General features: G+C 68.9%; 15 protein-coding genes. 6 read left to right on the top strand and 9 right to left on the bottom strand.

Annotated elements, in window-relative coordinates; all coding sequences use genetic code 11:
- Window positions 1-12: 12 nt before the first annotated feature.
- Both FHQ07_RS01780 and FHQ07_RS01785 read right to left on the bottom strand, forming a co-directional pair.
- Entirely contained in the window at window positions 13-3,384 is a 3,372-nt protein-coding gene (locus FHQ07_RS01780) for a PAS-domain containing protein (protein ID WP_139717823.1), read from the bottom strand.
- Between the two features lie 116 nt (window positions 3,385-3,500).
- Window positions 3,501-5,753: a TonB-dependent receptor gene (locus FHQ07_RS01785; RefSeq protein WP_139715068.1), complete on the bottom strand. Its 2,253-nt coding sequence runs from the start codon at window positions 5,751-5,753 to the stop codon at window positions 3,501-3,503.
- Between the two features lie 159 nt (window positions 5,754-5,912).
- Between FHQ07_RS01785 and FHQ07_RS01790 the strand changes: the two genes are divergently transcribed.
- From FHQ07_RS01790 to dinB, 3 genes are read left to right on the top strand one after another with little or no spacing between them, the layout of a single operon-like run.
- On the top strand, window positions 5,913-7,331 hold the full coding sequence (locus tag FHQ07_RS01790; RefSeq protein WP_139715069.1) for a GntP family permease: 1,419 nt from the start codon (window positions 5,913-5,915) through the stop codon (window positions 7,329-7,331).
- Window positions 7,332-7,371: 40 nt separating this feature from the next.
- Entirely contained in the window at window positions 7,372-8,664 is a 1,293-nt protein-coding gene (locus FHQ07_RS14480; RefSeq protein ID WP_240703526.1) for a hypothetical protein, read from the top strand.
- 32 nt (window positions 8,665-8,696) lie between these two features.
- A complete protein-coding gene (gene dinB, locus FHQ07_RS01795; RefSeq protein ID WP_277871804.1) occupies window positions 8,697-9,788 on the top strand; it encodes a DNA polymerase IV in 1,092 nt (363 codons plus the stop codon).
- Here the strand turns inward: dinB and FHQ07_RS01800 are convergent, their stop codons facing one another.
- Window positions 9,789-11,723, bottom strand: a complete 1,935-nt coding sequence (locus FHQ07_RS01800) for a CocE/NonD family hydrolase (RefSeq protein WP_425476955.1) — start codon at window positions 11,721-11,723, stop codon at window positions 9,789-9,791.
- Between the two features lie 116 nt (window positions 11,724-11,839).
- On the opposite strand from FHQ07_RS01800, the gene FHQ07_RS01805 reads away from it, so the two are divergent.
- Window positions 11,840-13,117: an MFS transporter gene (locus tag FHQ07_RS01805; protein WP_139715072.1), complete on the top strand. Its 1,278-nt coding sequence runs from the start codon at window positions 11,840-11,842 to the stop codon at window positions 13,115-13,117.
- Window positions 13,118-13,211: 94 nt separating this feature from the next.
- Window positions 13,212-15,566, top strand: a complete 2,355-nt coding sequence (locus tag FHQ07_RS01810) for a Tex family protein (protein WP_139717825.1) — start codon at window positions 13,212-13,214, stop codon at window positions 15,564-15,566.
- Between the two features lie 18 nt (window positions 15,567-15,584).
- Here FHQ07_RS01810 and FHQ07_RS01815 read toward each other — a convergent pair whose 3' ends face one another.
- Window positions 15,585-16,844, bottom strand: a complete 1,260-nt coding sequence (locus FHQ07_RS01815) for a serine hydrolase domain-containing protein (RefSeq protein ID WP_206202336.1) — start codon at window positions 16,842-16,844, stop codon at window positions 15,585-15,587.
- Window positions 16,845-16,931: 87 nt separating this feature from the next.
- On the opposite strand from FHQ07_RS01815, the gene FHQ07_RS01820 reads away from it, so the two are divergent.
- Window positions 16,932-17,117, top strand: coding sequence for an oxidoreductase-like domain-containing protein (locus tag FHQ07_RS01820; protein WP_139715073.1), 186 nt, complete (start codon window positions 16,932-16,934; stop codon window positions 17,115-17,117).
- Between the two features lie 136 nt (window positions 17,118-17,253).
- Here FHQ07_RS01820 and pnp read toward each other — a convergent pair whose 3' ends face one another.
- From pnp to infB, 5 genes are all read right to left on the bottom strand, one after another.
- On the bottom strand, window positions 17,254-19,359 hold the full coding sequence (gene pnp / locus FHQ07_RS01825; protein WP_139715074.1) for a polyribonucleotide nucleotidyltransferase: 2,106 nt from the start codon (window positions 19,357-19,359) through the stop codon (window positions 17,254-17,256).
- Between the two features lie 173 nt (window positions 19,360-19,532).
- Complete coding sequence (gene rpsO, locus FHQ07_RS01830; protein WP_139715075.1) at window positions 19,533-19,793, bottom strand: 30S ribosomal protein S15; 261 nt, start codon at window positions 19,791-19,793, stop codon at window positions 19,533-19,535.
- A gap of 154 nt (window positions 19,794-19,947) precedes the next feature.
- Window positions 19,948-20,958, bottom strand: a complete 1,011-nt coding sequence (truB, locus tag FHQ07_RS01835; RefSeq protein WP_240703527.1) for a tRNA pseudouridine(55) synthase TruB — start codon at window positions 20,956-20,958, stop codon at window positions 19,948-19,950.
- On the bottom strand, window positions 20,942-21,304 hold the full coding sequence (gene rbfA / locus FHQ07_RS01840; protein WP_139717829.1) for a 30S ribosome-binding factor RbfA: 363 nt from the start codon (window positions 21,302-21,304) through the stop codon (window positions 20,942-20,944). The genes truB and rbfA overlap by 17 nt, the downstream gene beginning before the upstream one ends.
- Window positions 21,305-21,322: 18 nt before the next feature.
- Window positions 21,323-23,938 (bottom strand): translation initiation factor IF-2, encoded by a 2,616-nt coding sequence (infB, locus tag FHQ07_RS01845; RefSeq protein ID WP_139715076.1) that lies wholly within the window; start codon window positions 23,936-23,938, stop codon window positions 21,323-21,325.
- Window positions 23,939-23,954 lie beyond the last annotated feature (16 nt).

Consider the following 23,954-nt stretch of genomic DNA (forward strand, 5'->3'; position numbering starts at 1 on the left):
AGCGGAGGCCGGCTAGCCCACCGCCCGCGCCGCCAGCATCCGGTCCAGCACCGATTTCAATGCCAACGGCCGCAAGGGTTTCATCAGCAAGGGCAAGCCCGCTTCCTGCGCGGCCATGCGCACCGCGCCGGTCTGGTCGGCGCTGAGGATCAGGCACGGCGGCGCGCCGTGGCGTCCGGCGAGGCGCGCATGCAGCGCCACGCCGTCGTCGCCGGCGTCGAGGTGGTAGTCGAAGATCCACAGTGCGCACGGGCTCGATGCCAGCGCGGCGGCGGCCGCATCGCCATCGCCGACGGCGACCACCTCGCAGCCCCAGCTGCGCAGCACCCCGGCCAGCGCATCCAGCGCCTGCGCTTCGTTGTCGACGATCAGCACGCGCAGGCCGGCCAGGCCGCGTGGCGAAGGATGCTGCGGATGCGCGGCGCTGGCGCGCGCGACATCGATGGCGAACGCGCTGCCGCGCCCGGGGACACTGCGCAGGCGCACCCCGGAACCGAGCAGGCCGGCGATCCGCCTGGCGATGGCAAGGCCCAGGCCGAGGCCCTGCCCCGGCGCATCGTCGCCGCGGCGGAACTCCTCGAAGATCGCCTCGCGCTGGCCGGCATCGATGCCCGGCCCGGTGTCGTGCACTTCGATCCGCAAGGCATCGCCATGCCGGCGCACGCCGAGCAGCACGCCGCCGGCTTCGGTGTAGCGCAACGCATTGGCCAGGAAGTTCTGCAGCACGCGGCGCAGCAGTTGCGGGTCGCTGCGCACCCAGGCGCGGGTGGGCACATGGCGCAGGCGCAGCCCGCGTTCGGCGGCGATGACCCCGAACTGCGCAACCAGCGGTTCCAGCACGTCGCCCAGCGGGAACGCACGCGGTTCCGGCACCAGCCCGCCCGCTTCCAGCCGCGACATGTCGAGCAAGGTGGTCAGCAGGTCGGTGGTGGAATCCAGCGCGCCGCAGATCTGCATCGCCAGTGCGCGCTGCTCGCCATCGCCGCGCTGCTGCAGGGTATCGGCGAACAGGTGCGCGGCGTGCAGCGGCTGCAGCAGGTCGTGGCCGATGGCGGCGAGGAAGCGGCTCTTCGCGTCGTTGGCGTGTTCCGCCTCGCGCTTGGCGGATTCCAGCAGCGCGGTGCGCTCGTCGACGCGTTGCTCCAGGGTTTCGTTGATCCGCATCAAGCCGGTTTCCGCCTCGCGGAAGGCGGTGACGTCGGTGAAGGTGGCGACGAAGCCGCCGCCCGGCATCGGGTTGCCGCGGATCTCGATGATGCTGCCGTCGGGAAACACCCGTTCCGACAGGTGCGTGCTGCCGGCGCGCATGTGGTCGAGGCGGCGCTGCAGCGCATCGTCCTGGCGCTCGATGCCTGCCACTTCGCGCAGCGCCCAGGCCGAGGCCTCGGCGATCGGAAGCCCGACCCGCAGCATCCCCGGCGGGAAGCCGAACAGTTCCGCGTAACGCTTGTTCCAGGCGACCAGCCGCAGCCCGGCATCGACCACGCTGATGCCCTGCGACATGTTCTCCAACGCCGCCTCCAGCACGCGCTGGTTGAAGCGCAGGTCTTCGCTGGCCTCGCCGACGATGGCGGCGACGGTATCGAGGTCGGCGCCGCGGCGATCGGCGCCATGCTGGTCGCTGACCGCGGCGTCGCGGCGCGCGGCGTCCAGCAGCAGGCGCGCGGATGCGCTGCCGAGGATCGCCGCCAGTTCGTGCTCCAGCCGCGATTCGATCGCCAGCGGCACCGCGCCGTTCGCCGGCGCGTTGCGCAACAACTCGTCCACCCGTTGCGGCGGCAGGAAGCGCCGGCCGGCATTGCGCAGGGTCTGCAGGTCGGAGCCGCGCGCCTCGCGGCGATGCGGCGCGGCGCGCGTGGCCGCGAACGTCAACGTGACCGCGCTGCCGACGAACAGGCTCGCCCCCACCGCACGCCCCAGCCGGCTCCAGCCGGTGAGGCCGAACAAGGCCTCCGGCGCCAGCCAGTGCAGGCCGAACGGGCCTTCGCGCAGCCACGCAGGATCCGCGCCCGCGGTGGCGGCGATCATCGGCACCAGCATCACCCACGACCACGCCACGAAGCCGGCGAGCACGCCCGCGGTGGCGGCGCTGGCCGGGGTCTGCGGGCGCCATACCGCGAACGCCAGGGCCGGCGCCAAGGTGGCCAAGGCGGAGAACGAGACCGCACCGACGTCGGCCAGCGCTTCGTTGCCGCTGAGCAGGCGGCTGTAGGCCCAGCCGAGCAGCATGATCGCGACGATGCCGGCACGCCGCAGCAGCAGCAGGTCGCCGCGATGGTCGCCGCGCCCGCCATCGCCGATCCCGCGCGCCCAGGCGCCGCGCAACAGGCCGGGCGCGAACCAGTGGTTGCCGATCATCAGGCTCATCGCCAGGGTGCCGACGATGACCATGCCGGTGGCCGCGCTCAGGCCGCCGAGGAACACCAGCAAGGCGATGGCCTGGTTGCCCTGGGCCAGCGGCAACGCCAGCGCGTACATGTCCGAGGGAACGCGGTCGCCGAACTGGGCCATGCCCGCGCGCGCCAGCGGCAGCGCCGGCAAGGCGATCAGCAGCAGGTACAACGGAAACTGCCAGCGCGCGGTGCGCACGTCGCTTTCCTCGCGGCACTCGACCACGCCGACGTGGAACTGGTGGGGCATCAGGAACATCGCCAGGGTCCCGAGGATCACCAGCGGCACGAACCCGCCGGCCGGCTGCGCGGGCAGCGCGTGCGCGGCGGCGGGCAGTTCGCGCAGGCCGAACCAGACGAAGCCGCCCAGCGCGAGCATCGCCAGCAGCTTGAACATCGACTCGAAGGCGATCGCCAGCACCAGTCCGCGGTTGTGTTCGGCGGCGCTCGCGCGGCGGGTGCCGAACACGATCGCGAACAGCGCCATCGCCAGCGCGACGTACAGCGCACCGTCGCGCCAGACCGGCGGCGCGCCGTCGGTGGCCGCGTCGGGGCCCACGGTCAGGGTCGAGAAACTCATGGTGATCGCCTGCAGCTGCAGCGCGATGTAGGGGATCAGGCCGAGCACCGTCACCAGCGTCACCGTGGCCGCCAGCCAGGCGTCCTTGCCGAGCCGGGTGGCGATCAGGTCGGCCAGCGAGGTGGCATTGCTCTCGCGCGCCAGCCGCACCAGCCGGATCATGAAGAACACCGCGAGCGCGTAGAACAGGATCGCGCCGATGAAGGTCGGCGGCAGCGGCCAGCCGTAGCGCGCGGCCTGGGTGACCGTGCCGTAGAACGTCCACGAGGTGCAGTGCACCGCCAGCGACAGCGCGTAGACGTGGCGCCAATGCTTCGCGAACACGCGCGGATGGCGTTCCGCGTACAGGCCGGTGCCGAACAGCAGGCCGAGCCAGGACAGCGCCGCGATGACGACCGCCGCGACGCTCAGCATCGCGCCACCTTCAGCCATGTCGGCGGGCATTCGTCATCGATCAGCATTCGTCGGCGAGCATAACGCGACGGCGGGCCGAAGCCCGCCGCCGCCTGACCTGCGTGGTACCGCGAAGATCAGAAGTCGTAGCGCACGCTCAGGCTGTACTGGCGCGGCGGGCCGTAGAAGCCGGTGCGCACGCCGAGTGCCGGGATCACGTAGCCGGTGGTCTTGTAGGCCTTGTCGGCCAGGTTGCTGCCCTGCAGGGAGACCGTCCACGCGGCGTTCGGCTTCCAGATCACGCCGGCGCCGACCAGGCCATAGCCGTCCTGGGTGATCGGCTGGGTGAGCACGCCGGTCACCGGGTCGCGCAGGATCTCGGTGGTGGCGGTGACCTCGCTCTGGTACGAATAGCCGACGCGCGCCGACAGGCTGCCGGCCGCGCCGAGGTCGGTGTGGTATTCCATGTTCAGCGCGCCGGAGAAGTCCGGGGCGTTGGTGAACGGCTGCTGGTCGGCGATGTTGACGTTCTTGAACATGTAGGTGTCGAACTTCGCGTCCAGCCAGGCCAGGTTGCCCGAGACGGTGAAGTGGTCCGTCGCCAGCCACTGGTACTCGGCCTCGAAGCCGTTGACCGTGCCCTCGCCCGCGTTGGTGAAGTCGCCGATGAAGGCCTTGGTGTTCTGCGCGGTGGTGTACTCGGTGAAGATCGAGAGCTGGATGTCCTTGTACTTGTTGTGGAACGCGGACAGGTTCAGGAACAGGCGCTGGTCGAACAGGCCCATCTTGCTGCCGACCTCGTAGCTGTCGACCTGCTCGTCCTGGAACGGATCGGCGGTGCGCGGCACCGCGGTGGCGTTCGCGCGGATGTTGAAGCCGCCGGACTTGAAGCCGCGCGAGGCCAGGCCGTACACCATGATGTCCGGGGTGACCTGGTAGTCCAGCGAGATCTTCGGCGACAGGTTCTTGAAGTTGATGGTCTTGTCGAAGCTCGCCGCCACCGCGCCGGTCGGGCGGGTGAAGGTGGCGTCGGTGTAGCTGATGTTGCGCACGATCGCGTGCTTGTCCTCGCTGGTCCAGCGCAGGCCGGCATCGACCCGGAACTTGTCGCTCACGTCGAACGTCCAGTCCGCGTAGGCGGCGAAGCTCTCGGTGTAGACGACGCCATGGGTGTCGCCGAACAGCAGGTTGTAGAAGTTGTTCAGCACCTGGCCGCCGGCCTCGCCGTCGAACATGTAGATGCCCATCACCCCGCGCGCGCGGCCGCCGGCATCGTAGTTGGCCTGGAGTTCGTGGCTGACCTGCTGGTCGCTGTAGAACGCCTTGACGTCGGCGATCTTGTCCTGGGTGGTGTCGAAGTCGATGTTGGTCTCGGTGTCCGACTCGCGCTTGGCGAGCACGTACTTGAACGTCCAATCCTCGTTCGGGCGCAAGTTGACCGTGGCCGACGCGCCGCTGAGGGTGGTGTCGTTGACGTTGGGCATGCCGTTGCGCACGTCGTAGCGGTCCGCCAGCGGCGGCTTGGCGCCGGTTCCGCCGTACGCCGGGAGCGAATTGAACGGGTTCGCCGCCAGCATCTGCGCGCCGCGCACGCCGGAACTGTCGTCGACGTGGTCCAGCGCGAACTGCAGGTCCACCGCATCGGTCACGTAGGCGCCGAGGTTGGCGCGGAACGCGCGGATCTTCTTGTCGCTGACCTGGGCGCCGGTGACCAGGTTCTCGCCGAAGCCGTCGCGGTGCAGGTCGGCCACGGAGATGCGCCCGCGCAGGAATTCGCTGCCGCCGAAGCCGCCGCCGACCGCGGCCTTGAAGTCGCGCTGGCCGTAGTTGCCGACGGTGACCGAGCCGTAGCCGTTGAAGTCGGGGCGCAGGCCCTTGGAGATGTACTTGATCGCGCCGCCGATGGTGTTCTTGCCGTACAGGGTGCCCTGCGGGCCGCGCAGCACCTCGATGCGGTCGACGTCGAACACGTCGAGCAAGGCGCCCTGCGGGCGGGCGATGTAGACGTCGTCCATGTAGATGCCGACGCCCGGGTCCACGCCCCACAGCGGGTCGGACTGGCCGACGCCGCGGATGTAGGCGGTCAGCGTGCTGCTGGAGCCGCGCGCCGCGTAGATGGTCAGGTTCGGCACCTGCGCATCGAGGTCGGACAGGTCCTCGACATCGAGCTTGTCCAGCGCATCCGCGGTGAACGCGGTGACCGCGACGGGCACGTCCTGCAGGGTTTCCTCGCGCTTGCGCGCGGTGACTTTCACCGCCTCCAGCGTGGTCGCCTTCTTCTCGCCTTGCGCGGATGCCCCCGCATCCTGGGCGAATGCCGGCATCGCGATGGCCAGCATCGACACCGCCAGCACGCCATGGATCGCCAGACTCAATTGCTTGCGCTTCATCGTTCCCCTCCTGAGGGCACATCCAATCCGCGGACTCATGCCGCCGTTGTGCGCACGTTAGGCAGTTCGCGGCGGGGCGGGCATTGGACGTTAGGACAATGGGCCGCGGCGGCGATGGCGCCGACACTCGCAGCCCTGACCGATGCCCACGGGGCCGCAATGGCTTTCCCCGCTTTCGAATTCCTAGTCGTCCTCGCCGCGCTCTGCTTCCTGATGTTCGTGGCCTACCGCGGCTACAGCGTGATCCTGTTCGCGCCGGTCGCGGCCTTGGGCGCGGTGCTGTTGACCGACCCGCAGCTGGTGGCGCCGATGTTCACCGGCCTGTTCATGGACAAGATGGTCGGCTTCCTCAAGCTGTACTTCCCGGTGTTCCTGCTCGGCGCCATCTTCGGCAAGGTGATCGAGCTTTCGGGCTTCTCCAAGTCCATCGTCAGCGCGACGATCCGGCTGGTCGGCGCGCAACGGGCGATCCTCGCCATCGTCGCGGTCTGCGCCCTGCTCACCTACGGCGGCGTGTCGCTGTTCGTGGTGGTGTTCGCGGTGTACCCGTTCGCGGCGGAACTGTTCCGCCAGTCGGACATCCCCAAACGCCTGATCCCGGGCACGATCGCCCTGGGGGCCTTCACCTTCACCATGGACGCGCTGCCGGGCACGCCGCAGATCCAGAACATCATCCCGACCACCTTCTTCGGCACCGATACCTGGGCCGCGCCGGTGCTGGGCACGCTGGGCGGGGTGTTCATCCTGATCGTCGGCCTGCTCTACCTCGACTGGCGCCGCCGCGCCGCACTGAAGGCCGGCGAAGGTTATGGCGATGCCGCCACCCTGGTGAACGAGCCGGTCGCCTTCGCCGGCGGCAAGCTGGCCAACCCGCTGGTCGCGATCGCGCCGCTGCTGGTGGTCGGCATCGTCAACAAGCTGCTCACGTTGTGGATTCCGAGCGCCTATGGCGAGAGCACCAGCTTCGATCCCGCGGTGATCGGCAGCGCCGCGCCGGTGGTGCAGGAAGTGTCGAAGGTCGCCGCGGTATGGGCTGTGGAAGGCGCCTTGCTCGCCGGCATCGCCTGCGTGCTGCTGTTCGCGTGGAAGCCGGTCGCCGCCAGTTTCGCCGAAGGCAGCAAGTCGGCGATCGGCGGCGCCTTGCTGGCCGGCATGAACACCGCCTCGGAATACGGCTTCGGCGCGGTGATCGCGGCCCTGCCCGGCTTCCTGGTGGTCGCCAATGCGCTGGGTTCGATCCCGAACCCGCTGGTCAACGAGGCGGTCACCGTCACCGCGCTGGCCGGCATCACCGGCAGCGCCTCCGGCGGCATGAGCATCGCGCTGGCGGCGATGGCCGAGACCTTCATCGCCAACGCCAACGCCGCCGGCATCCCGATGGAGGTGCTGCATCGCGTCGCCGCGATGGCCTCCGGCGGCATGGACACCCTGCCGCACAACGGCGCGGTGATCACCCTGCTGGCGGTGACCGGCCTGACCCACCGGCAGGCGTACAAGGACATCTTCGCGATCACCTGCATCAAGACCATGGCGGTGTTCGTGGTGATCGGCCTGTTCTACGCGTTCGGCGTCGTCTGACCCTTGCCAGTCCGCGCCATGGCCCGCACCATGCCGGGCCATGAACGAACCAACCACTCCCCACGCGCTCTCCAACCGCACCACGCCGACCTGGGAAGTGGAGCTGCTGATTTCCGGCGTGGCGGTGTTCGCCATGCTGCAACTACCGGGGCAACTGGACGATGCGCTGTTCGCTCTGGAGCCGCGGTTCGGGGGCGACTGGCGCGAACTCCTGAAGCTGGTCTACATCTACGCGAAAAGTGCCGCACTGATCCTGGCCGTCACCTTCGTCCTGCACCTGTTGTTGCGTGCACGTTGGATCGCATTGGTGGGCATGCATTCGGTCCATCCAGACGGGATCCGGCTCGATGCACTGGATATGGGGCCGATCCAGCGCGAGATCGAGGAGGCAAGTGATACGTCGATCCCGGAGCGCATCGAACGCGCGGACAACCTCGCGACCACGGTCTTTGCGATCGGGGTGATGCTGGCGACGATGCTGGCCGGCATCGCCGTGGTGGCCACCACGGCGTACGGCATGGGCGTGCTCGCCGCCGCCATGAGTCATGGTCGCATTGATGCCTTGAAGACCATGATCATGGTCTTCTGCCTGGTGATGGTGCCGTATAGCGTGTTGATCCTGCTCGACCGCTACCTGGCCCCGCGGTGGCCAGCCGATGCCCGATCGCGCAAGGTTGCGCGCACGCTGTTGCGGGGCTATACCCGCATCGGGTTCAGCCGCAGCAACAACACGATCATGGCCTTGCTTGCCAGCCATGGCGGCGACCGCAAGGCCATCCTGCTGACGACGGCGGTCATGTTCGTAGCGCTGGTCGGCTCCGTCATGTCATTGGCGATGCTCAGCAAGCCGGACCTGCTTGGCAACTACGCACTGTTCCCGCAAGCGGAAACCCGGTCGGTCGACGCCGCGCACTACGACGACCAGCGCGATCCCGCCCGCGATCCCGCCACCCCGTACATCCAGTCCGCCGTGGTTGCCGGCCCCTACCTCAAACTTGTGGTGCCCTATCGCCCAAGGTTCGACGAACCCGCCATGCGACGCAGTTGCGCAAGCGTGCAAACCGCGTCGGAAGCGCAGCAGGCAACCGAGCGCCTGGCATGCCTGCAACGCCTGCGCGACGCCAGCTTGGACGGCAAACCCGTGGCCGGCCTGCATTACGAAATCGCCAGCGACCCGCGCACGGACCGTCCTGCACTGCTGGCGATGATCGACGTCCGCGGTTTGGCCCGCGGCCGCCACGAACTGCACATCGCGCGCCCGCCGCGAACGGATCGCGAGCCGGACAAGGATGCCCCCGACCCCGGCTACGACGCCATCCCGTTCTGGCGCTGATCGCGCGACGCGACATCCGTAGAATTCCGGGTGTGAGCGAGGCCCCGCAGCGCAAGATCATCCACGTCGACATGGACGCGTTCTACGCGTCGGTGGAGCAGCGCGACGATCCCGCGTTGCGCGGCAAGCCGGTGGTGGTGGCCTGGCGCGGCGCGCGTTCGGTGGTCTGCGCCGCCAGCTACGAAGCGCGCGTGTTCGGCGTGCGCTCGGCGATGCCGGCGGTGCGCGCCGAGCGCCTGTGCCCGGACGCGATCTTCGTGCCGCCGGACTTCGTCCGCTACAAGGCGGTGTCGAAACAGGTGCGCGGGATCTTCGAGCGCCACACCGACCTGATCGAACCGCTGTCGCTGGACGAAGCCTACCTCGACGTGACCGCGCCCAAGCAGGACCTCGGCAGCGCCACCGCCATCGCCACCAATATCCGCGACGCGATCCGCGAGGAGACGCAGCTCACCGCCTCCGCCGGCATCGCGCCGAACAAGTTCCTGGCCAAGATCGCCAGCGACTGGAACAAGCCGGATGGGCAGTTCGTGCTGAAGCCGGCGATGGTCGATGCGTTCCTCGCCCCGCTGGCGGTCGGCAAGCTGCCAGGCGTGGGCAAGGTGATGGAAGGCAAGCTGGCCGAACTCGGCATCGCCAGCTGCGCCGACCTGCGCGGGCTCGGCGCCGAGGCGCTGGAACAACGCTTCGGCCGCTGGGGCCGGCGGCTGCACGAACTGTCGCAGGGCATCGACGAACGCCAAGTGCAACGCGAACGCCCGACCCTGCAGATCTCCGCCGAGGACACCTTCGAGCGCGACCTGCCGCTCGCCGAACTGGAGCCGCATATCCGGCGCCTGGCCGCCAAGGCCTGGGCCGGCTACCTGCGCGAGCGCCAGCAGCATCCGGACCGGATCGCGCGCACGGTGGTGCTGAAGCTGAAGACCTCCGACTTCCGCACCCTGACCCGCAGCCTGACCACGGCGGACCCGCCAACCTCCGAACTAGCCTTCGCCGACATCGCCTGCGCGCTGCGCGAGCGCGTCGAGCTGCCCGCGCGCACGCTCTACCGCTTGGTCGGCGCCGGGCTCGCCGGGTTCGCCGCGCCCGACGGCGCGCGCGCGCAGGACGACCTGTTCGCCTGACTAGGGCAGCGCGCCCGACACCACCGGCAGGCTGATGAAACTGGCCTGTCCCGGCGTCGCCCAGATCCGCTGGGTGGCCTTGCGGTAATCGCCCGGCCTGGCGAAGAAGATGTTGTCGACATAGGTCTGCGGATTGCGGTCGTACAGCGGGAACAGGCTGGACTGCACCTGCACCATCAGGCGATGCCCGGGCTTGAGCACGTGGTTCACGTTCGGCAGGTCGAAGCCGTAGGCCAGCGGCGCATCCGCCTGCAGCGGCTTCGGCGTGGCGAAGCCCTCGCGATAGCGCCCGCGGAAGATGCTGATCGCGATCGGCAACTCGAAGCCGGCCATCTTCGGATCGTCCGGGTACTGGTCGGGATACACGTCGATCAGCTTCACCACCCAGTCGCTGTCGCTGCCCGAGGTGGAGGCGAACAGGTTCGCCACCGGCACGCCGGCCAACGCCAGCGGCGCCTTGAGCGGCGCACTCGTGTAGGTGAGCACGTCGGTGCGGCCATCGACGAAGCGCTGGTCGCGGACCAGCCAGGTGGTCCAGGTCGCGCGATCGTCCATGTCCACCGGACGCGGCACGAACGGCACCGGCTTGGCGGGATCGGAGACGTACTCGGCGTATTGCGCGCCGCCCGCCGCCGGTGCCTTGCCGTCCAGCGATTCGTCGGCGTGCAGGTACAGCGGCACCGAGGTTTTCGCACAGCCCTGCGCACAGGCCTGCGGCCAGTGCTGGTAGCTGTCCCAGCGGTTGCTGCCGGCGTCGTAGATCCACACCGGCGGCGTGTTGGCGGCTGCCGCACCCGCTTTCAGGTACTGGTCGAAGAACGGCTTGAGCACGTCGCGCCGCCATTGCCGCGCGGTATCGCCGTCGAACCTGAGGTCGCCCAGGCTGCTGCCATCGTAATTCGCGCCGCTGTGCCGCCACGGCCCGATGACGAGGTGGTTGCGGGTGTTGTCGGCGTCCTTGGCTTCCAGCGCGGCCCAGGCGTGGTTGCCGCCGTACATGTCCTCCTGGTCCCACAGGCCCTGCTCCCACATCGTGGGCACCTTGATCTCCGGCAACGCGGCCAGCAGCTTGTCCAGCGCCTGCAGCTGCCAGAACGCGTCGTAGGCGGGATGCTGGCTGACCTTGTGCCAGGCCGGGATCTGGTCGAGGCCGGCGGCGCGCGCGTAATCGCCCACCGAGCCCGCGCGCAGGAAATTGCTGTAGTCGTCGTTGCCGGCGCGCGCGATCTCGCTGCCTTCGCCGCGCGCGGTCATCTGCCCGGTGAAATAGCCCAGGTTGATCTGCCGGTAGGCGCCGTTCTGGAACCAGTCGTCGCCGATCCAGCCGTCGATCATCGGGCTTTCCGGCGCCGCCACCTTCAGCGCCGGGTGCGGATCCAGCAGCGCCATCACCACAGTGAAACCCTCGTACGAGGAGCCCAGCATGCCGACCCGGCCGTTACTTTCCGGCACATGCTTGACCAGCCAGTCGATGCTGTCCCAGGCATCGGTGGCATGGTCGATGCCGGTCTTGTTCAACGGCCCGCGCGGCGGCCGGGTCATCACGTAGTCGCCCTGCGAGCCGTACTTGCCGCGCACGTCCTGGAATACGCGGATATAGCCGTCCTCGACGAAGTCGGTATCGCCTTGCGGCAGCAGGTCGACCATGCGGGTGGCATTCGGCACGCGGTCGGCGCGCTTGGCCGCGTTGTACGGCGTGCGGGTGAACAGGATCGGCGCGTTCTGCGCGCCCTTCGGGATGACGATGACGGTGTAGAGCTTGACCCCGTCGCGCATCGGGACCATCTCCACGCGCTTGATGAAGTCGCGCTGCGGCTCCGGCGCGACGAATTTCTTGCCGGTGATGTCGGGCGTCATCGGCGCGACCTGCGCCATCGCGCCACCCGCGCACGCCAGCGCGATCGCCAGCCCCGTCATCCGCACCGCTGCACGCATCCGCATCGCTTGTCCCCTTCACCCGGCCAAGCCGCAAGTGTTGCACGATGCCCCGCCCGATTCCGCATGCCGGCCAACACTACGCAGGCGGTGCCCCGTTCGCCTACGCTAGGCGGATGAATGCCTCCGTCCCGGGCCTGACCCGCGCCCAGTTCAAGACGCTCTCCCTCGCCGCCCTGGGCGGCGCGCTGGAGTTCTACGACTTCGTGATCTTCGTGTTCTTCGCGACCACGATGGGCGCGCTGTTCTTCCCCGCCGACATGCCCGAGTGGCTCAAGCTGGTGCAGACCTTCGGCATCTTCGCCGCCGGCTACCTGGCACGGCCGCTGGGAGGGATCGTGATGGCGCATTTCGGCGACCTGTCCGGGCGCAAGCGCATGTTCATGCTCAGCATCCTGCTGATGGCGATCCCGACCCTGCTGATGGGCCTGCTGCCGACCTACGCCAGCGTCGGCGTGCTGGCGCCGATTCTGCTGCTGTTGCTGCGGATCATGCAGGGCGCGGCGATCGGCGGCGAAGCGCCGGGCGCGTGGGTGTTCGTCAGCGAACACGTGTCGCCGCGGCACCGCCTGTTCGCCTGCGGCGCGCTGTCGGCCGGGCTGTGCAGCGGCATCCTGCTCGGTTCGCTGGTGGCACGCGTGATCAATGCGTCGTTCGATGAAAACGAAGTGCTGGCCTGGGCGTGGCGGTTGCCGTTCGTGATCGGCGGCGTGCTCGGCCTGCTGGCGATGGTCGTGCGCCGGCAGCTGCACGAAACCCCGGTGTTCGCCGAGATGAAGGAACGCCGCGCGCTGGACGCAGGCCTGCCGCTGAAGACCGTGCTGCGCGAACACGGCAGCGCGGTGCTGCTGGCGATGCTGCTGACCTGGCTGCTCACCGCCGCGGTGGTGGTCACCCTGCTGATGATGCCGACCCTGCTGCAGGGCCTGGGCGTATCGCGCGCCGATGCGCTGGCCGGCAACACGCTGGCGATCTGCGCGACGGTCATCGCGAATCTTGTCGCCGGCTGGCTGGCGGATCGCTTCGGCGCCGGACGCGTGTTGCTGCTGTGGAGCGTGCTGCTCGGCATCGCGTTCTGGCTGTTCTACAGCGCGGCGCTGGCCGGCGCGTATTCGCCGTGGTTGTACATGCTGGCCGGCGCCGCCGTCGGGATCACCGCATTGGTGCCGGGGATCGCAGTGGGCGGCTTCCCGCCGCAGGTGCGTTTCTCCGGGCTGTCGTTCGCCTACAACGTGGCCTATGCGATCGCCGGCGGGCTCACGCCGGTGCTGCTGAGCCTGGCGATCAAGGACGATCCGGCCGCGCCGATGCACTACATCGCGATGATGTCGGTGCTCGGCATCGGGCTGGGGCTGTTCGTGTCGATGCGCAAGCCGCGCCTGTTGGCGGCCTGACCGCAGGGATTTCCGCAGGCCTGTCAAGCTTACGCAGGCCGGACGCGGCGGCGACAATTGCGGTTCTGTTCCGCAGTCGATGACCCCGCACTCCATGACCCAGTTGTCCGCCGCGCTCGCCCGCAAGATCGCCCAGACCATCGCCGACGAGATCGGCGCGCAGACCGCGCAAGTCAACGCCGCCGTCGGCCTGCTCGACGAAGGCGCGACCGTGCCCTTCATCGCCCGCTACCGCAAGGAAGTCACCGGCGGCCTGGACGATACCCAGCTGCGCAACCTGGAAACGCGTCTGGGTTACCTGCGCGAGATGGAGGAACGTCGCGCCGCGATCCTGTCCAGCATCGACGAACAGGGCAAGCTGAGCGACGAACTGCGCGGCGAGATCGAGGCCGCCGACAGCAAATCGCGCCTCGAAGACCTGTACCTGCCGTACAAGCCCAAGCGCCGCACCCGCGCGCAGATCGCCCGCGAGGCCGGCCTCGAGCCATTGGCCGATGGCCTCCTCGCCGATCCTTCGCAAGTCCCCGAGACATTCGCCGCGTCCTTCGTCGATGCCGACAAGGGCGTGGCCGATGCCAAGGCCGCGCTGGAAGGCGCGCGCGCGATCCTGATGGAACGCTGGGGCGAAGACGCCGCCCTGCTCGGCGAGCTGCGCGGCTGGCTGGAAGCCAACGGCCAGATCCGTTCGAAGGTGGTCGAGGGCAAGGAACTCGCCGGCGAGAAATACCGCGACTATTTCGACCACGCCGAACCGTTGTCGAAGATTCCCTCGCATCGCCTGCTCGCCCTGTTCCGCGGGCGTCGCGAAGAATTCCTGTTCCTCGAACTCGATCCCGGCAGCGATGCCGAAGCCGGCAATCTGTATGCCGAAGGCCGCATCGCCCGGCATGCCGGCATCGACGATCGCAGCCGTCCTGCCGATGCCTGGCTGCGCAATGTGGTGCGCCTGACCTGGCGCGCGAAGATCCACCTGCACCTGCTGCTCGACCTGTTCAACCAGGCGCGCGAGAAAGCCGAGGCGGAAGCCATCGCGGTGTTCGGCGACAACCTCAAGGACCTGCTGCTGGCCGCGCCGGCCGGGCCGAAGGCGGTGCTCGGCCTCGATCCCGGCCTGCGCACCGGCGTCAAGGTCGCGGTGGTCGATGCCACCGGCAAGCTGGTCGCCACCGATACCATCTATCCGCATGAGCCGCGCCGGCAGTGGGACCAGTCGCTGGCGGCGTTGCGCAAGCTGTGCATCGCGCATGGCGTGCAGCTGATCGCCATCGGCAACGGCACCGCATCGCGCGAGACCGACAAGCTGGCCGGCGACCTGCTCAAGCTGGTGCCCGAGCAGAAGATGCAGAAGATCGTGGTCAGCGAAGCCGGCGCCTCGGTGTATTCGGCCTCGGAGCTGGCGGCGAAGGAATTCCCCGGCCTCGACGTCTCGCTGCGCGGTGCGGTCTCCATCGCGCGCCGCCTGCAGGATCCGCTGGCGGAACTGGTCAAGATCGAGCCGAAGGCGATAGGCGTGGGCCAGTACCAGCACGACGTCGACCAGTACCGCCTCGCGCGGGCGCTGGATGCGCGCGTGGAGGACTGCGTGAACGCGGTCGGCGTGGACGTGAATACCGCGTCGGCGGCGCTGCTGACGCGCGTGTCCGGCCTGTCGTCCACGGTGGCCGAGAACATCGTGGTGTACCGCGACCAGCACGGCGCGTTCGCCTCGCGCAAGGCGCTGCTGAAGGTGCCGCGCCTCGGCGACAAGACCTTCGAGCAATGCGCCGGCTTCCTGCGTATCGCCGATGGCGAGCAGCCGCTGGATGCCTCGTCCGTGCATCCGGAAGCCTATCCTGTGGTCGAGCGCATCATCAAAGGCAGCGGCAAGCAGGTGCGGCAGATCATCGGCGATGCCGCGTTCCTGCGCGGCCTGAAGCCCGCGCAGTTCACCGACGAGCGTTTCGGCGAACCCACCGTGCGCGACATCCTGAAGGAGCTGGAAAAACCCGGCCGCGATCCGCGCCCCGAATTCAAGGCCGCGACCTTCGCCGAGGGCATCGAGGACATCAAGGACCTGCGCCCCGGCATGGTGCTGGAAGGCGTGGTCAGCAACGTGGCCGCGTTCGGCGCCTTCGTCGACATCGGCGTGCACCAGGACGGCCTGGTGCATATCTCCGCGCTGTCCGATACCTACGTGAAGGATCCGCGCGAGGTGGTGAAGGCCGGCGACATCGTCAAGGTCAAGGTGCTGGAGGTCGACGTGGCGCGCAAGCGCATCGCGTTGACCCGGCGCATGGGCGACGAGCCCGGCCAATCCACGTCGCGGCCGCCTGCGGATCGCGAGGCGCGACGCGATGGCGGGCGCGGCCATGACCGTGCGCGCGGCAACCCGGCGCGCCCGCCGCAGCAACAAGCCGCGCCGTTCAACAGCGCGATGGCGGATGCCTTGAAGGGATTGAAGCGCGGCTGATCGCCGCGCAGCGCCGCGTCAGACGTCGAACGCGAGCAGATCGAGGCCGGTCGCCGCGCGCACCACGCGTCGGTACAACAGGTTGCCGTTGGCGGCGTTGGTCATGACCACCAGCGCCCGCTGTCGCGCGGCATCGCCCAAGGCGAAGGTCTTGAACACGCCGGCATTGCTGCCCGAGTGATACAGCACCGGGCCGTACTGCGTGCTTTCGATGTTCCAGCCCAGGCCCTTTTCCGTCCATCGCCCGGGCAAGGCGATCTGCGGGGTCAGCATCGCCTTGCGCGTCTCCGGACGAAGCTCCCACGCGGCGGGCTGCGCATGCACCATCAGCGCCATGAAGCGCGCGTAGTCCTGCACCGTGCAGCGCAGGCTCGCCGCGGCGTTGGCGAGGATGTCGCTGGGCCAGTTCACCACGCCGGGCTTCGCGTGGGCACGCGCCAGCGGCATGGCGCGCTCGGCGTCGGCATAGCGCCACGCGGACAGCGGCTTGCCCCAGCGTTCGGCGATCGGCTGTGCCGCGTCCCAGGCTTCGCGCAAGCCCTGTGGCGGCTTGCCCGGCTGCGCATCATCCGGCGCGCGATGGCCATGCACGGAACGCGCGGCCATCGCGGCATCCCAGCCATAGCTGCTGTCGCGCATGCCGGCGGGATCGAACAGCAGCCTGTGCATGGTCTGGTCGAGGCTTTCGCCGGTCACCGCCTCCACCGCCAGCTGCAACCAGACGATGGCCTCGCCGGAATAGTCGATGCGCGTGCCCGGCGCGACCGCAGGCACCAGCTTCTCGTTCGCCGGATCCTTGCGCCAGTTCGGCAGGCCGGTGGTGTGGCGCAGCACGTCGCGCACCGTGATGCGCTCGATCCATGGCGATTCGCCGAGGTAGTCGGGGCGGGCGTATTCCACCAGCGGCACATCCAGCCCAAGCTGGCCGCGATCGACCAGTTGCAGCACGGCGTAGGCGAACACCGGCTTGCTCAGCGATGCCGCTTCCCACAACGTCCCGTCATCGACCGGCGTGCCGCGTTCGGCATGCGTCACCCCGAAGCAGCGCGACCATGCCAGCGCGCCCACCTCCACCACCGCGATGGCGATGCCGGGCACGCCGAGCGCCTGCATCTGCCGCGGCAGGTCCTGCAGGAAGGCATCGCCGGGGATCCAGTCGGCGATGGCGCAGCGCGCGGCCGCCCGCGCGCGCGGCGGCAAGGCCGCCAGCGCGAACAAACCGGCGCTGCCGGCGAGCAGGCCGCGACGGGTGACTCCTGGCCTGGCGTGCGAGCGCATGCCGCATTGGAGCGGTTCGCCGCGCAGGCCGCAAGCGGCGCCATCGCGACGCATGGATAATCGGCATGACGCCAGCGAAGCCAGCGCATGACCAGTCCCCTGACCAGCGCCGATCCGGACCCACGCCCGCAACCACCGGAGCGGCCCCTGCCTTCCGACTGCTGCGACAGCGGTTGCCCGGTCTGCGTGCACGACCTCTATGCCGAGGCGCTGGAGGGCTATGCGAAGGCGCTGGCGGCGTGGAAGCTGCGGCACCCCGACGACAACGGTTAGCGCCGGCCGATCGCACGACGCGATCCCATCGCCGGCCAGCCCGCCAGGCGTTTCCGGGCCGCGTGCGGAGCCGCCGGCGCACAAACGAAAAGCGGGCCGAAGCCCGCTTTACGCGTGGAGCGCGGTGCGGCCTGGCTTAGGCCGGCGCGCCCTCGCCCTCGGCCACGGCCTTCATCGACAGGCGGATGCGGCCCTGCTTGTCGACTTCCAGCACCTTGACCTTGACCACGTCACCTTCCTTGAGCACGTCGCTGACCTTCTCGACGCGGTCGTTGGAGATCTGCGAGACGTGCACCAGGCCGTCCTTGCCCGGGGCGATGGTGACGAACGCACCGAAGTCCATCAGCTTGGCGACCTTGCCCTCGTAGATGCGGCCCGGCTCGACGTCGCTGGTGATCTGCTCGATGCGCGCCTTGGCGGCCTGGCCGGCGGCGGCGTTGACCGAGGCGATGGTGATGGTGCCGTCGTCCTGGATGTCGATCTGGGTGCCGGTCTCCTTGGTGATCGCCTGGATCACCGAACCGCCCTTGCCGATCACTTCGCGGATCTTGTCCGGGTGGATCTTGATGGTCAGCAGGCGCGGCGCGAACTCGGACAGCTCGCCGCGCGGCGCAGTCAGCGCATTGGCCATCTCGCCCAGGATGTGCAGGCGGCCGGCCTTGGCCTGCGCCAGCGCGACCTTCATGATCTCCTCGGTGATGCCCTGGATCTTGATGTCCATCTGCAGCGCGGAGATGCCGTTGCTGGTGCCGGCCACCTTGAAGTCCATGTCGCCGAGGTGATCCTCGTCGCCGAGGATGTCGGACAGCACGACGAAGTTGTCGCCTTCCTTGACCAGGCCCATCGCGATGCCGGCGACCGGCGCCTTGACCGGCACGCCCGCGTCCATCAGCGCCAGCGAGGAACCGCAGACCGAGGCCATCGACGAGGAACCGTTCGACTCGGTGATCTCGGAAACCACGCGGATGGTGTACGGGAAGGCTTCCATGGTCGGCATCACCGCCAGCACGCCGCGCTTGGCCAGGCGGCCGTGGCCGATTTCACGACGCTTCGGGCCCATCATGCGCCCGGCTTCGCCCACCGAGTACGGGGGGAAGTTGTAGTGGAACAGGAAGTGTTCCTTGTACTCGCCGCCGACCGCGTCGATGATCTGCCCGTCGCGCGCGGTGCCGAGGGTGACCGCGACGATCGCCTGGGTCTCGCCGCGGGTGAACAGCGAGGAGCCGTGCACGCGCGGCAGGATGCCGACCTTGGAGGCGATCGGGCGCACGGTGTCGAGCGCGCGGCCGTCGATGCGGACCTTGGTGTCGAGCACCGAGCCGCGCATGGTCTGGTATTCCAGCTCGCCGAATTCCTTGCCCAGGTCGGCGGCCTTCCAGCCTTCGCTTTCGGCGCGCGGCGCCAGCGCACCCAGCACGTCCTTCTTGATCGCGCTGATGGCGTCGCGGCGCTGCAGCTTGTCGCGCACCTGGAAGGCGGCGGCCAGCTGGTCGCCCACGGCTTCCTTGACCGCGCTGATCAGCGCTTCGTTCTTGGCCGGCGCCTGCCAGTCCCAGCTCTTGTTGCCGACTTCGGTGACCAGCGCGTTGATCGCGTTGATGGCGACCTGCATGTGCTTGTGGCCGAACATCACCGCGCCCAGCATCACGTCCTCGGACAGCTCGGCGGCTTCGGATTCCACCATCAGCACGGCTTCGCTGGTGCCGGCGACGACCAGCTCAAGCTGCGATTCCTTCAGCTCGCTGACGGTCGGGTTGAGCAGGTACTGGCCGTCCTTGTAGCCGACCTTGGCGGCGCCGATCGGGCCCTGGAACGGGGCGCCGGTCAGGGCGACGGCGGCCGAGCAGCCGATCAGCGCCAGGATGTCGCCGTCGATTTCCGGGTTCAGCGACATCACCGTCGCGATCACCTGCACTTCGTTCTTGAACTCTTCCGGGAACAGCGGGCGGATCGGGCGGTCGATCAGGCGGCTGGTCAGGGTTTCCTTCTCGGTCGCGCGGCCTTCGCGCTTGAAGAAGCCGCCCGGGATGCGGCCGCCGGCGTAGAACTTCTCCTGGTAGTCCACGGTCAGCGGGAAGAAGTCCTGGCCTTCGCGCTGGGTCTTGGCCGCCACCGCGGTGCACAACACGACAGTGCCGTCGCAGGACACCATCACCGCGCCGCCGGCCTGGCGCGCGATCTCGCCGGTTTCGAGGGTGACGGTCTGGTTGCCGTACTGGAAGCTCTTACTGATCTTCGCCACTTGGGAATCCTTGATGTCTTTATCGTCGACGCAGCGGAGCCCCGCTCCGTGCGCTGCATCGCGGTGCGATGCGGGAATGCGGCTTGGCCGCGATGAATGTGTTTCGTTACCGCAAGAACGACGTGCCGCAAAAAAAACCGCGGCGCATCACTGCGCCGCGGCGGGTGTTTCGATCAGCGACGCAGGCCGAGTTTCTGGATCAGCGCCTTGTAACGCTCCGCATCCTTGCGGTGCAGGTAGTCGAGCAGGCTGCGACGGCGGTTGACCATCATCAGCAGGCCACGACGGCTGTGGTGGTCCTGCTTGTGGGTCTTGAAGTGCTCGGTCAGCAGCTCGATGCGGGCGGTCAGCAGGGCGACCTGCACTTCCGGCGAACCGGTGTCGTTGTCGCCGCGCTTGTGTTCGTTGATGACTTTCTGGGAATCGATGGACATGCTCTTGCTCTCTTGATGCGTGACCAGCAGGAACGGACGGATGCACCGCCGCACCGCACGGCTCGCCGTGAACGGAATGATGCGGAATCGCTTGCCCGGGCAATCGCCCGGAAAAAGCGGCGGAATTATAGCCCCTGCGCGCCTTCCGGGCAATTCAGGGCGTGCCCGCCTCCGGCAGCGCCCCGGTCGCGGACGCCCAGCGGAACAGCCGCGCCGGGCGCAGCCCGCCCTCGGCATCGACCTCGCCCAGGCCCAGCCCGCGGCCGTGCTCGTCCAGCAGGGCGACCTGCCCCTGCGGCTGGTACGGCCCGCGCAGGCCCTGGCCGCGGCCCAGCCGCTGCGCCTGCGCCTCGCTGACCCGGACCTGCGGCCACGAGGTCATTCCCGCCTCGATCGGCAGCAGGCAGGCCTCCAGCACGCGCTCGCCGGCCTGCGCCAGCAGGTTTTCCAGCGCCTGCAGGGTCCACATGCGCGGTTCGCGGAACGGGTCCACCCACAGGCGGCGCAATTCGGCCACGTGCGCGCCGCAGCCGAGCAGCTCGCCGAGGTCGCGGACCAGGCTGCGCACATAGGTGCCGGAGCCGCATTCGACATGCAGGCGCAGCAGCGGTTCGTCGCCGTCCAGCAGGTCGGCGGCATTCACCAGGTCGAAGGCGTGGACGTCGACTTCGCGTTCCTCGATTTCGATGGTTTCGCCGCGCCGCGCCTTCGCGTACAGCGGTTCGCCGCCGCGCTTGAGCGCGGAATAGATCGGCGGGCGCTGGCGGATGCGGCCGGTGAGCTGCTTCAACGCCGCGTCGATGCTGTCGATGGTGATCGCCGGCACCGGGCGTTCGCGCAGCGGCTGGCCTTCGGCGTCGTCGGTATCGGTGACGATGCCGAGCCGGGCCACGGTCTCGTAGGCCTTGCGCGCGCCGAGCAGGCCGCCGGCGATCTTGGTCGCCTCGCCGAAACAGACCGGCAGCAGGCCGGTGGCCAGCGGGTCGAGGCTGCCGGTATGCCCGCCCTTGTCCGCGCGGAACAGGTGGCGCACGCGCTGCAGGGCCTGGTTCGACGACAGCCCCTGCGGCTTGTCCAGCAGCAGGATGCCGTCGAGGCGGCGGAACACCGTGCGTTCGCGCTTCTGGCGCGGCGGCGGTGCCGATGGGTTATTCGGAATCGTCACTGGTGCGCAGGTCGCGCAGCAGGTGGTCGATGCGCTCGCCGCGGTCCATCGACTCGTCGTAGTGGAAATGCAGTTCCGGCACGTGGCGCAACTGCATCGCGCGCGCCAGCCGGTAGCGGATTTCCGGCGCCAGCGCCTTCAGCGCCTTCAGCGTCTCGGCGGCGCGGTCCTGCAGCAGGACGGTGACGAACACCTTGGCATGCGCCATGTCGCGGGTGAGCTCGACGTCGGACACGCTGGTCGAGGCCAGGCCGTGCTCGCGCACGGCCTCGTGCACCAACGTGCCCAGCTCGCGGCGGAGCTGGGCGGAGACGCGGTCGGTGCGGTGGAAGGACTTCTGCGCCATGCGGGCTGCGCGCACGCCTTACAGCGTGCGCTGCACCTCGATGCGCTCGAAGCATTCGATCTGGTCGCCCGGCTTGACGTCGTTGTACGCCTTCACGCCGATGCCGCACTCGGTGTTGACGCGGACTTCGTCCACGTTCTCCTTGAAGCGGCGCAGCGATTCCAGTTCGCCCTCGAAGATGACGGTGTTGTCGCGCAGCACGCGGATCGGCTTGCTGCGCTTGACCACGCCCTCGATGACCATGCAGCCGGCCACCGCGCCGAACTTGGAGCTGCGGAACACGTCGCGGACCTCGGCGGTGCCGATGATCTCCTCGCGGATTTCCTTGCCCAGCACGTTCGAGGCGACCTGCTTCACCTGGTCGATGACGTCGTAGATGATCGAGAAGTAACGCAGGTCGACGCCGTTGTTCTCGATCACCTTGCGCGCCGAGGCATCGGCACGCACGTTGAAGCCGATCACGGTGGCCTTGGAGGTCGCCGCCAGCTGCGCGTCGGATTCGGTGATGCCGCCCACGCCGGAGCCGATCACGTTGATCCGGATCTGCTCGTTGGACAGGCCGGTCAGCGCCTCGCGCAGGGCCTGCATCGACCCGTGCACGTCGGCCTTGACCACCAGGTTGAGGGTCTGCTGCGCGGCGCCCTCGCCCATCTGCGCCATGATGTCTTCCATGCGGTTGCCGGCCGACGCCACCAGGCGCAGCTCGCGGCGCTTGGCGTCGCGCTGCTGGGCCACGTCCTTGGCCAGGCGCTCGTCGGCGACGACCACGAAATCGTCGCCCGCTTCCGGCACGCCGGACAGGCCCAGCACCTGCACCGGGATCGACGGGCCGGCCTGCGCCACCTGCGATCCGGTTTCGTCGAACAGCGCACGCACGCGGCCGTACTGGATGCCGCACACCAGGTAGTCGCCCTTGTTGAGCGTGCCCTGCTGCACCAGCACCGTCGCCACCGGACCGCGGCCCTTGTCCAGCGCGGATTCGATCACCACGCCGGAGGCGCGGCCCTCGAACACCGCCTTGAGGTCGAGCACTTCGGCCTGCAGCGAAATCGCGTCGAGCAGGTCGTCCACGCCCTGGCCGGTGCGCGCCGACAGTTCGACCATCTGGGTGTCGCCGCCGAAATCCTCGGCGACCACGTCGTGGCTCAGCAATTCGTTCTTGACCCGCAGCGGATCGGCGTCGGACTTGTCGATCTTGTTGATCGCCACGATCAGCGGCACCTTGGCCGACTTCGCGTGCTGGATCGCCTCGACGGTCTGCGGCATCACGCCGTCGTCGGCCGCGACCACCAGGATCACGATGTCGGTCAGCTTGGCGCCGCGCTGGCGCATGTGGGTGAATGCCGCGTGGCCGGGGGTGTCGAGGAAGCTGATCGTGCCCTTCGGCGTGTCCACGTGGTACGCGCCGATGTGCTGGGTGATGCCGCCGGCTTCGCCCGAGGCGACCTTGGTGCGGCGGATGTAGTCCAGCAACGAGGTCTTGCCGTGGTCGACGTGGCCCATGATGGTGACCACCGGCGGCCGCTGCTGCTGGTCGCCCTGCACCTGCTCGACGTGCGCCAGCAGTTCGCTTTCGGCGTCGCCGGCATCGGCGTGCACGGCCTTGTGGCCGAGCTCCTCAGTGACCAGCACCGCGGTGTCGTGGTCGATGGTCTGGGTGATGGTGGCCATCACGCCCATCTTGAACAGCGCCTTGACCACGTCGCCGCCCTTCAGCGCCAGCTTCTGCGCGAGGTCGGACACGGTGATCGCGTCGCCGATGGCGATCTCGCGCACGATCGGCGCGGTCGGCTTGTTGAAGCCGGTGCCGGTGCGCGACTGGTCCTGGCCGCGCTTCTGCGGCCTGGCCTTGCCGCGCACGCTGGTGGTGCGGCGCGCGCGCTCGGAGGCGGACAGGTGCAGCTGGCCGGCGAAGCGCTGGGCGTTGTCGTCGTCCTCGACGCCCGCGACCATCGCGTGCGAACCGCGCTGGACCTTGCCCTTGTGCGCGGCGGCGGCCTTGTCGTCGCCGCGCGGGGCAGCGGGCTTCGGATGATGCGCATGGCCATGGTGGCCGGCCTTGGGCTTGCCGGCTTCCTCGATCACCGCGGCCTCCGCGGCTGCGGTGGCCTCGATCCGCGCGCGCTCTGCCTCTTCTTCCTCGGCGCGCTTGCGCTCGGCCAGTTCCTCGGCGCGCTTGCGGTCGCCTTCGGCCAGGCGCTGCTGCTCGGTCAGGTTGCGCTGGCGCGACTCTTCCAGCTTGCGCAGGATCTCGGCGCGCTCGGCGTCCTGTTCCTCGGCGGCGGTCGGCGCAGGCGTGCTGCCCGGCTTGCTCAGGGTGACTTTCTTGCGCACCACCACGTCGATGGTGCTGGCGGCGCCGCGGCCGGCCTTGCCGCTGCCGCCGACGGTGATTTCCTGCTTGCGGCTGCGGTTGAGGGTGATCTTGCCGGGCGCGATGACCTCGTCCGCGGCGGCTTCGGTCTTGCCATGCGAACGCTTCAGGAAGCCCAGCAGCTTCACTTTCTCCATGCTGGTGACGACCTGGTCGGGGCCGCTGAAGCTCATGCCGGCCTCGGCCAGCTGTTCCAGCAGTTTCTCGACCGGCGTGTTCACCAGTTCGGCCAACTTGCGGATGGTGGTTTGCTGCGACATTCGGATTCCGGTGTCT

Source organism: Thermomonas aquatica, assembly GCF_006337105.1.
Taxonomy (GTDB): domain Bacteria; phylum Pseudomonadota; class Gammaproteobacteria; order Xanthomonadales; family Xanthomonadaceae; genus Thermomonas; species Thermomonas aquatica.